At 72.9% G+C, this 9,215-nt stretch carries 9 protein-coding genes; 3 read left to right on the top strand and 6 right to left on the bottom strand.

What is annotated here, in order from left to right; translation table 11 throughout:
- Positions 1-97: 97 nt before the first annotated feature.
- The gene (locus tag ACIRVK_RS26365) at positions 98-550 is read right to left on the bottom strand and encodes an ATP-binding protein (RefSeq protein ID WP_404251115.1); all 453 of its coding nucleotides are present in this window, start codon (positions 548-550) and stop codon (positions 98-100) included.
- 444 nt (positions 551-994) lie between these two features.
- Complete coding sequence (locus ACIRVK_RS26370) at positions 995-1,453, bottom strand: hypothetical protein (RefSeq protein WP_404251117.1); 459 nt, start codon at positions 1,451-1,453, stop codon at positions 995-997.
- A gap of 326 nt (positions 1,454-1,779) precedes the next feature.
- Between ACIRVK_RS26370 and ACIRVK_RS26375 the strand changes: the two genes are divergently transcribed.
- Positions 1,780-3,090, top strand: a complete 1,311-nt coding sequence (locus ACIRVK_RS26375) for a helix-turn-helix domain-containing protein (protein ID WP_404251119.1) — start codon at positions 1,780-1,782, stop codon at positions 3,088-3,090.
- Between the two features lie 20 nt (positions 3,091-3,110).
- Here the strand turns inward: ACIRVK_RS26375 and ACIRVK_RS26380 are convergent, their stop codons facing one another.
- Entirely contained in the window at positions 3,111-4,448 is a 1,338-nt protein-coding gene (locus ACIRVK_RS26380) for a protein phosphatase 2C domain-containing protein (protein WP_404251121.1), read from the bottom strand.
- Between the two features lie 162 nt (positions 4,449-4,610).
- On the opposite strand from ACIRVK_RS26380, the gene ACIRVK_RS26385 reads away from it, so the two are divergent.
- Together ACIRVK_RS26385 and ACIRVK_RS26390 are read left to right on the top strand one after the other, a co-directional pair.
- Positions 4,611-5,093 (top strand): DUF456 domain-containing protein, encoded by a 483-nt coding sequence (locus ACIRVK_RS26385; protein WP_404251123.1) that lies wholly within the window; start codon positions 4,611-4,613, stop codon positions 5,091-5,093.
- A gap of 42 nt (positions 5,094-5,135) precedes the next feature.
- Complete coding sequence (locus ACIRVK_RS26390; protein ID WP_404251124.1) at positions 5,136-5,504, top strand: PPOX class F420-dependent oxidoreductase; 369 nt, start codon at positions 5,136-5,138, stop codon at positions 5,502-5,504.
- Here ACIRVK_RS26390 and ACIRVK_RS26395 read toward each other — a convergent pair whose 3' ends face one another.
- The 3 genes from ACIRVK_RS26395 to rsgA all read right to left on the bottom strand — a co-directional run bounded on the left by ACIRVK_RS26395 (position 5,505) and on the right by rsgA (position 8,592).
- Positions 5,505-5,990, bottom strand: coding sequence for a methylated-DNA--[protein]-cysteine S-methyltransferase (locus tag ACIRVK_RS26395; RefSeq protein WP_404251126.1), 486 nt, complete (start codon positions 5,988-5,990; stop codon positions 5,505-5,507).
- Positions 5,991-5,996: 6 nt separating this feature from the next.
- On the bottom strand, positions 5,997-7,379 hold the full coding sequence (locus ACIRVK_RS26400) for a bifunctional transcriptional activator/DNA repair enzyme AdaA (RefSeq protein WP_404251148.1): 1,383 nt from the start codon (positions 7,377-7,379) through the stop codon (positions 5,997-5,999).
- Between the two features lie 61 nt (positions 7,380-7,440).
- Complete coding sequence (gene rsgA, locus ACIRVK_RS26405) at positions 7,441-8,592, bottom strand: ribosome small subunit-dependent GTPase A (protein WP_404251128.1); 1,152 nt, start codon at positions 8,590-8,592, stop codon at positions 7,441-7,443.
- Positions 8,593-9,215: the final 623 nt, after the last annotated feature.

Consider the following 9,215-nt stretch of genomic DNA (forward strand, 5'->3'; position numbering starts at 1 on the left):
GCGGTCCCAAAGATTGATCTACGACTTCTTGTGGGAGGTCTTCACCGTCTTGTATGGGGGGGGGGGGGGGGGCGGGGGGGCCACGCCCCCTCCCCGTTCACGCCAGTCCGGCGTCGAGCTCGAACCACACCACCTTCCCGACGCCGTGCGTCCGCACCCCCCACGCGTCCGCGAGGGACTGCACGAGGACCAGGCCCCTGCCGTGGGTGCTCTCGTCGCCGTCCGCCGCGCGCTTCCTGGGTCTGCGGGCCACGAAGTCCCGTACCTCTACCCTGAGTCCGCGCGGGCCGACGGTGGCCGTCAGCACCGCGTCGTGATCGGTGTGGACGAGCGCGTTGGTGACCAGTTCGCTGGTGAGCAGTTCCGCCACGTCCGAGCGACCGGGCCTGCCCCACTGCCGCAGCAGCTCGCGCAACGCCCTGCGCGCCTCCGGGACCGCCTTCAGGTCCCCCCGCCCGAGTCTGCGCCGCAACTGGTGCGGCTGCGCCTGTTCCGTCGAGCCGTCGGCCTCTTCCTCCACCGTCCGAGCCGAGGAGGCCCCGATCGCCATGGGACCGCCCCCTCGTGCCTGCCTCTTCATGACCCCCGCCCGCGTGCCGATGTCGGTTCCCCTCCTTGTCGAACACGTTCACGGGATCCATGCCCTCTGCCACACGGGCCAGTCATGCCGAATCATCGGGGGCCGGTGTTCGGCCATCGACATGCCCCTTCCGGCCGGGTCCGGGCCCTCCTGGAAGGACCGTGCGGGCGCCCATGCACCCCTGTACGACGTCCTCCCCGCCGCGCCGCAAGGGCGTTCGCCCGCGCAATCGTCCCCTGGCCTGTCAGGGAGCCGGGGTGCTGATCCACCGGTGCGACACGGGGCGCCGGCTGTGGGCCTCCGCGCGGCCCGTGAAACTGGCCGGAATCCGCCGGTCCTGTCCCAGAAGGCGGAACGGCCGCAGCGCGGAGCCGACTTGGGCTCCGCGCTGTGGCCGTCCGCGTCCTCACGCGGTCACTTGGTGCCGAGCCCCTTCTCGCCGATGTGGAAGATCTTGTGGTCGCGGTTCATGTCGACGACGACCTTCGTGGGGGACCCCATGCCCCAGGTGAAGGTGACGACGGCCTCCGTCCGGCCGTGGGTGGTGCCGGTCTCGGTGACCTTCCACGCGAGCGGCACGTTCTGGGCTCGCAGGACGCCGTCGGCGTTCTCCCGCGCCTCCCACTTCTTCAGCTCCTTCTGGAAGGCGGGCGTGAGGTAGTGCTCCCGCAGGGCGGTGCCGAGCTTGCCCCTGTCCTCGTCGAGCGTGGCGTCGATGTAGGCGCCGTAGAAGTCGGCGATCCGGGTGAGGTTGTCGGTCGTCCTGCCGCTGACGCTGCGCGGGGCGCCGGCGGAGGCCTGGGCGGTGACGCCGAGGCCGAGGGCGACGGCGAGGAGGCCGGTGGTGACGACGGTGCGGGTCCTGCTGCTCATGTGTGTTTCCCCGTTTTCGGTTGCGTGTTTCGGAAGGTGCTGGTGGTCGGGCCGCCCTCCCCACCCCCGTGGACGAGGGCGGCCCTGGTCATGCGGTCAGCCGAAGGTCCGGCCAGAGCGAAGAGCGCGCCTGCTGGGTGCGCTTGGGCATGGGTGTCCCCCGTGGATGAGTGCATGATCGTCGGATGTCGCGGCGGCGGCGGATGGTCGGTCCGGCCCTGGTCGGTGCGACACCAAGAGCATCGGCGGCCTGGGCGGGCCGGCGCAACGGCTGCCGGCCCGTCGGCGGGGGTGGAACCATCCCAGCCCGTCTGACGTGCAGGTATATGAGCGCCTGGGATACGGGTTGCCGGGGAGACGGGGGAACGGTGGCGGCACAGGACGAGGTCGAGCAGTTCGCGGCGCTGCTGCGCCGGTTGAAGGACCGCACGGACCGCAGTTACGGCTCGCTGGCCCGGCGCCTCAACATGAACACCTCCACGCTCCACCGCTACTGCGCGGGCGAGGCGGTCCCACAGGACTTCGCCCCGCTGGAACGGCTGGCGGCCTTCTGCGCGGCCACGCCGGAGGAACGCCTGGAACTGCACCGGCTGTGGCTGCTCGCGGTCGCGGCGCGCCGGCGGATCCGTACCCCGGAGGAGACGGAGACGACACCCGGTCCCGCTCCCGTGGCCGAGGAAACAGCTCGCGTACGGGAGCAGGCCGCCGCTCACCACCCCTGGTTCCGTCGGCGGCGGACGCTCGTCGGCGCCGCCGCGGCCACCGCGCTGCTGGCCACGCTCGGAACCGTCTCGGCGCTGACGGAGGACGGCACGCGGGACGGCTCGGCCAGGGCACCGTCCGGGCAGTCCCGTACGACGGAGGCCGGTGCCCCCGACGCCCCGTCGACCGGCGCGGACAGCCCCTCCCCCGGTGCCACCTCGGCCTCCCCCTCGACGGGCGGCACGGCGTCGCACACTCCCCCGGCGCAGGGCGCCCCGGCGGTGCAGGACAAGGCGCCCGCGTCCGGTGGCGTGCCCCTGTCCCTGACCGTCGACTCGCAGGTCTGGCAGGGAGGGTGCGGGGAGAACTACGTGATCGACAAGACGCCGGCGCGGGTGCCCCCGCCGCCGACGCCGCAGGACGCGGCGGCGTGGGCGGCGACACAGGGCGCGGTGCAGGGACGGCAGTCGATGGTGCAGATCTCGGTGCAGGGGAAGTCGTCCACGGCCGTCGTCCTGAACGCCCTGCGCGTGCGGGTCGTCAGCCGGGGCACCCCGGTGCCCGGCAGGGCGTACTCCATGGACCAGGGCTGCGGCGGCGGTCTCACCCCGAGCAGCTTCGCCGTGAACCTCGACGTCAACCGGCCCATCGCCCACCCGGTGCCCGGCACCAACGACGGCGGAAAGCCGCCGCCCGCCGTCCCGTTCCCCTTCCGCGTCTCCGCCCAGGACCCTCAGGTCCTGCTGGTCACCGCGACGACCGAGGCCTACGACGCCGGCTGGTACCTGGAACTCGACTGGTCCTCACAGGGCCGTACCGGCACGGTCCGCATCGACGACCACGGCCGCCCGTTCCGCACCAGCGCCATCAAGGGCATGCCCCGCTACTGGTACGGAACGAACGACGCGGGCGAGCGCGCCTGGGTGCCCTACTAGGGTCCTTCTGAGAAGCGTCCTCACGTCTCCCAAACGGCCGCGGCCGTGCGGTCGTCCGCGTATCCCTTGACCCGGACCTGGGTGTCCGCGAGGAACGCGGCGAGGCCGGGCGGGGTGGTCCCGGACCACCGGCCGGTGAGGTGGCGGCACAGGTCGGGTTCGCCGCGCAGCGGTTCGGCGAGGCCGCCGGTGCACATCAGGAGGGTGTCACCCGGGTGGGCGACGGAGGCACGGAAGCGGAAGGGCTCCCGGGGCGGTTCGGGGGCCGGCTCGTACGGGCTCGGGGGTGTGGGGATGCCGAGGTCCATGGTGAGGCGGTCGCCCTCGGGCGTCTCGGCGGGCTGCGAGCCGAAGCCGACGACCGGGTCGCCGGTGACCTCGGTGACCCGCGGCTCGATGTCCTGCCATTCGCCGTCCCGGAGCCGGAACAGTCCGCCGGCGCCGACGCCGAAGAAGACGCGGGTACGGCACTGGGGGTCGGCGGGCAGCAGCAGGCAGCGCAGGCTGGCGGAGTACTCCTCCGGCTCGAGGCCCTGCTCGGCGGCGCTCGCGCGGAGCTTGCCCAGGCTGCGGTCGGTCAGGCGGTGCAGTCCCGACTTGAGGTCGCCGCGCCGGGCCGCCCTGATGTCCTCCGCGAGCCGGGCGTGGCTGCGGCCGACGGCCCGGCCGATCCAGTGGCAGGCCTCGGCGGCGGCCCGGTGCGCGCCGGGCGTGGCGCGGGCCCCGGTGGCCATGGCGACGAGGATCAGCGCGTTCTCGGCGGTGCCGAAGCGGGCGGTGAGCAGCGCGTCACGGCGGGGTTCGCCGCGGTAGCGGGCGGAGTCCCCGCGCACCGACACGGCCCGCAGCGTGCAGGACCCGTACCGGGCGCCGTCGAGGACGGTGTCGGCCACCAGGTCGTCGAGGTCGTCGGGGTCGGCGGGCGGGAGGGCGGTGGGTTCGGCCTCGTAGGTGGGCGGGCCGGAACCGACGTAGTCGACAGGGGCGACGGGGACGGCGGTTTCGGCAGGGGCCGGGGCGGGCGGGGGGTCGTCCGGGTGGGGGCCCGCCTCGGCACCTTGTACGGCGGGGGCACTCGCTGGGACGGGCAGGGGCGGCGGACCGGTGTCGGCCGGGGGCCGGGACGCGGGGACCGTCGTGACCGGGGACTCCGTCGACGTACCGCCGCGCTGCGCGGGGACGACGTCGGCGCGCTCGCCCCGGCCGGATCCGTCGCCCACGGTGCCCGCCGCCGAGGCGAACCGGTCGTCCAGGGTGTCGGCGGCGGGGGCCGGCCCCGCGTCCTCGGTGGAGTCGTCGTACAGCTGCCCCCACCAGTCGTCCTCGTGACCGGTGGGCCTACCCCCCTGCTGGCTCATGCCCCTAATTGTCCACCGCACGGGCCGTATGAAAACGGTGCATCGGGAAAATCCGGCGCGGCGCGGCGCGTCGAACGGCGTGTCGAGTGACCCGTCGAACGGGGATACGGGAAAGAGCGTCGATGGCCTGCGCTTCGTCCCGGCCTCCTGCACTCTGGGCACATGGGAGTGTGGGACCTCCTGCTGGTCGGACTGGTCCTCCTGCTCGGCCTGTGCGGAGTGCTGGTGCCCGGCCTGCCCGGATCGTGGCTCGTGTGGGCCGGGGTCCTGTGGTGGGCGGTGAAGGATCCGCAGCCGGTCGCCTGGTGGGTCCTGGTCGGCGCCACGGCCGTGCTGTTCCTCTCCCAGGTGGTCCGCTGGGCGCTCCCGCCCCGCCGGCTGCGCGCGAGCGGCGCCACGCCCCGGATGGGGGTGTACGCCGGTACGGGCGCGCTCCTCGGCTTCTTCCTGCTCCCCGTGCTCGGCGCGATCCCGGGCTTCATGGCGGGCATCTACCTCGGCGAACGCCGGCGCCTCGGCCGGCACGAGGAGGCGATGGCGGCACTCAGGACGGCCATGCGCTCCGGCGGCTCGAGCGTACTCGCCGAGCTGTTCACCTGCCTGCTGATCATGGGCGCGTGGCTGGGCGCGGTGATCTGGGGATGAGGGATGAGGTAGGGGCGCTCCCGTCGTGTTTGGCTGAGGGGTATGACCGAATTCAGTGAGGCCGAGCGCGCGTACCTCCGGTCGCAGCGGCTGGGACGGCTGGCCACCGTCGATCCGCACGGGCAGCCGCAGGCGAACCCGGTCGGGTTCTTCCCGCAGGACGACGGCACGATCCTCGTCGGCGGCCGCGCCATGGGGACGACCAAGAAGTGGCGCAACCTCCGGCACAACCCCAAGGTCGCCCTGGTCGTCGACGACATCGTCAGCCTGCGCCCCTGGAAGGTGCGCGGCATCGACATCCGGGGCGAGGCCGAACTCCTCACCGGCTCGCGCGCGTTGGGCCCGCACTTCAGCGAGGAGGTGATCCGGATCCATCCGCGGCGGATCCACAGCTGGGGGCTGGAGGACTGACTACGGGAGGCAGCCCTCCAGGGTGAGCAGGCGCACCTTGCGGTCCAGACCGCCCGCGTAGCCGGTCAGGGAGCCGTCCGCGCCGATCACCCGGTGGCAGGGCCGGACGACGAGCAGCGGGTTGGCGCCGATCGCGCCTCCCACGGCCCGTACGGCGGCCCGGGGCGCCCCGATCCGGGCGGCGATCTCGCCGTACGTCGTGGTCGTCCCGTAGGGCACGGAGTCCAGGGCGTTCCACACCCGTTCCCGGAACTCGCTCCCCTCGGTGCTGAATTCCAGCCGGAACTCCTGGAGTTCGCCGGCGAAGTAGGCGGCGAACTGTTCCTCGGCGGCGCGGAACGCGGCGGGCTCGTGGCGCCAGCCGTCCTGCACCGTGCGGCCGTTCTTCTGGCCGGGCACGCTGACGGAGGTGAGCGCTCCGGCCGGGTCGGCGGTCAGGAGCAGGGGGCCGACGGGGCTGTCGACGTGGGTCCAGCGGGTGGTCATCACAGATCAGTCCAACTCTCCTGCAGCATGCAGGTGTCGCAGGGCGTACGAGCGCCAGGGGCGCCGGCTGTCGGGGACGGAGAGGCCGGGCGGCGCCACGTCGGGGTCGCCGAGGGCGCGGGTGCGGATCACGGCGATCGTGGCGGTGTCCATGCCGGGCAGGGCGAACAGCGCCGCCTCGGCGTCGTCGCGGTCGGCGCCGGGGTCGAGGCGCAGGGTGCCGTCGGCGAGGGCGGCGGCCAGTGCGCCGAGGGAGCCGTGCGGCTCGGCTTCGGCGAGGACTGCCGGTTCGGGGAAGAGATGGGTGAGGCTGCCGGAGGGCGAGTCGAGCGCCTTGCCGTACCGCCGCACCAGTTCGGCGGCGTCCTTCGGACCCACCAGTGCCCGTACCGCCATCTCCTCCGCGTCGGCGGCGCCGGGTGAGCGCAGTCCGGGCCGGGCGGCGACCAGCGGGGCCAGCCGCTCGTCCTCGCCGAGCCGCTCGTCGACGGCGTACGGGTCGGCGTCGAGGTCGAACAGGCGGCGCAGCCGGCCGACCGCGGTGGTGAGGTCGCGGGGGTCGGTGAGCTGCAGCCGGGCGTCCAGCCAGCCGCCGGGGCGGGCACCGGACGCGGATGCCGCCGCCCTCGGCCGTTCGTCGACGGCGACGATGCCGGTGCCGTGCGGGAGGCGGAGGGTACGGCGGTAGGTGCGCCGCCCGCGCGTCCCGGTGATCTCCTCCACTCCGGGTACGGCCTCGTCCGCGAGCAGGTCCAGGACGTCACCGGCCTGGTACGGCCCCCGGTACGCGAGCCGCAGCGGAACGCCCCCGGCCGGGTGCCGGCCGCGCTGGCGGGGCGCGGTGGCCCGCAGCTCGCTCGGCGTCGCGGCGTACACCTCACGCATGGTGTCGTTGAACTGCCGCACACTGGCGAACCCGGACGCGAACGCGATCTCGGTGATCGGCAGGTCCGTGGTCTGCACCAGCACCCGCGCGGTGTGCGCCCGCTGGGCACGGGCGAGGGCGACCGGCCCGGCGCCGAGTTCGGCGGTGAGCTGGCGCTGCACCTGCCGGGCGCTGTAACCGAGCCGCGCGGCGAGCCCGGCCACGCCCTCCCGGTCGACGACCCCGTCGCCGATCAGGCGCATGGCCCGGGCCACGACGTCGGCGCGCGCGTTCCACTCGGCCGACCCCGGCACCGCGTCCGGCCGGCACCGTCGGCAGGCCCGGAAACCCGAGCCCTGCGCGGCGGCGGCGGTCGCGAAGAAGCGGACGTTGCGGCGCTTCGGGGTGACGGCCGGGCAGCTGGGCCGGCAGTAGATCCCGGTGGTCTCGACGGCGAAGAAGAACTCCCCGTCGAACCGGCCGTCCCGGCTGCGTACGGCTTCGTACCTGGTGTCCTCGTCCATCACCCCCCAAGTCTCCGCCCTGGCTGGGCGGAGGGCTGGCGGGAATCGGACGTGACGTCGGCTACTCCCAGCGCCCCCGCTTCGCCTCCATCGCCGCCTTCCCTTCCGCCCCCTTCCGCTTCCATTCCCGGCGCAGCTCGGCGCGCACGCGGGCGTCGGTCTTCGCCACGATCCACTGGTTCTCCCGCACCAGCTTGCGGTAGCTCTCCAGACGGCGGACCTGGAGCTGTCCGGCGTCCACGGCCGCCAGCACCGCGCACCCGGGCTCGGCGGCGTGCGCGCAGTCCTGGAAACGGCAGCGCCGGGCCAGTTCCTCGATCTCGGTGAAGACCTGCCCGACCCCGCTCTCGGCGTCGTACAGCCCGACTCCCCGCAGCCCGGGTGTGTCGATGAGGACGCCCCCGCCGGGCAGGGCGAGCAGGTTGCGGGTGGTGGTGGTGTGCCGTCCCTTGCCGTCGGCGTCCCGGGTGGCCTGTACGTCCAACACGTCCGCGCCGATCAGCGCGTTCGCGAGGGTCGACTTGCCCGCGCCGGACTGGCCGAGCAGGACGGACGTACCGCCGCGGACGACGCTCACCAGGACGTCGAGCCCGTCACGGCCGAGCGCGCTGACGGGCAGCACGCCAACGCCGGGCGCCGAGCGCTCCACGTCCTGGACGAGGTGCGCGAGGGTCACCGGGTCGGGCACGAGGTCGGCCTTGGTGAGGACGACCAGGGGCTGGGCGCCGGACTCCCAGGAGAGTGCCGACTTGTGCAGCAGGGCCTCACCGCTCGAGCAGGACATGGCGAGCGCCAGGAACCGCTCGATCCGCCCAAGGTCGAGTTCGGCCGCGAGCGACACACAGATGACGACATGATCGATGTTAGTGGCCAGCACCTGGCCCTCGGAACGCTTCGACGACGTGGACCGTACGAAGGCGGTACGGCGCGGCAGCAGCGTCCGCACGTACCGCGGATCGCTGCCCTCGGGATCGACCGCGACCCAGTCCCCCGTGCACACGACCTTCATCGGATCGCGGGGAACGACGAACTCGGTGTCGGCCCGGACAGTGCCGGCCGGGGTGATGACGTCGCACAGTCCACGGTCGACCCGAACGACACGGCCGGGCAGGAGACCTTGCTCGGCGTACGGAGCGAACTCGGCCTCCCAACCCTCGTCCCAGCCGTAGACGGCGAGAGGGTGCGACGAAACCGAAGAAGAAGAGAAAGACAAGGGGTGACCCTTCCATGGGTGGCCCCGGCACCGCGCCCACTGGCGCGGGAGAAGAGTGAGGTCAGCCGGAAACCACGGAGGTGGACTTGACGAACTTCCGGATGCGGGCAACGCCCATCTCGACGACAGCCATCGGTCACACCTCCCAAACCAAGCCGAGTCACCCGCGGTGACCTCCGGTCACCGCTCGAACAAGACTGACACTAGGGACAGTCAGCCCGCGCCGCCACCGAATTACGGCAACCCATGCGCACGGGTCATTCCATGTCGTAGGGCGTCTCCAGGTCGACCAGTTGGACATCGAAATGCCCACGGTGTCATTCCACTTGGCCTCGCCGATGGCGAGAAGCGTGGCCTGGAGCCGTCCGCGATGCCGATGACCGCCACAACCACCTCGTGTCCGACGCGAGTATTGGGATCGTGCACCACGCCGTGTCCAACCCGCGCAGGGAGACCGCCGATCAGTTCCGGGTCGGCGTGGTGCAGCGCCCAGTCCCGGCAGACCTGCTCGAAGTGAGGGCCGAGGACGTTACTGAGCTTTTCAGGTTGGGTTCGGTTGGTGTGAAGTGATGGTCAGTCCGGTCTCGGTGAGGCAGCCGTCAATGAGTTCGGGATGGCGCTGG

The organism is Streptomyces sp. NPDC101152 (genome assembly GCF_044768275.1).
Taxonomy (GTDB): Bacteria; Actinomycetota; Actinomycetes; order Streptomycetales; family Streptomycetaceae; genus Streptomyces.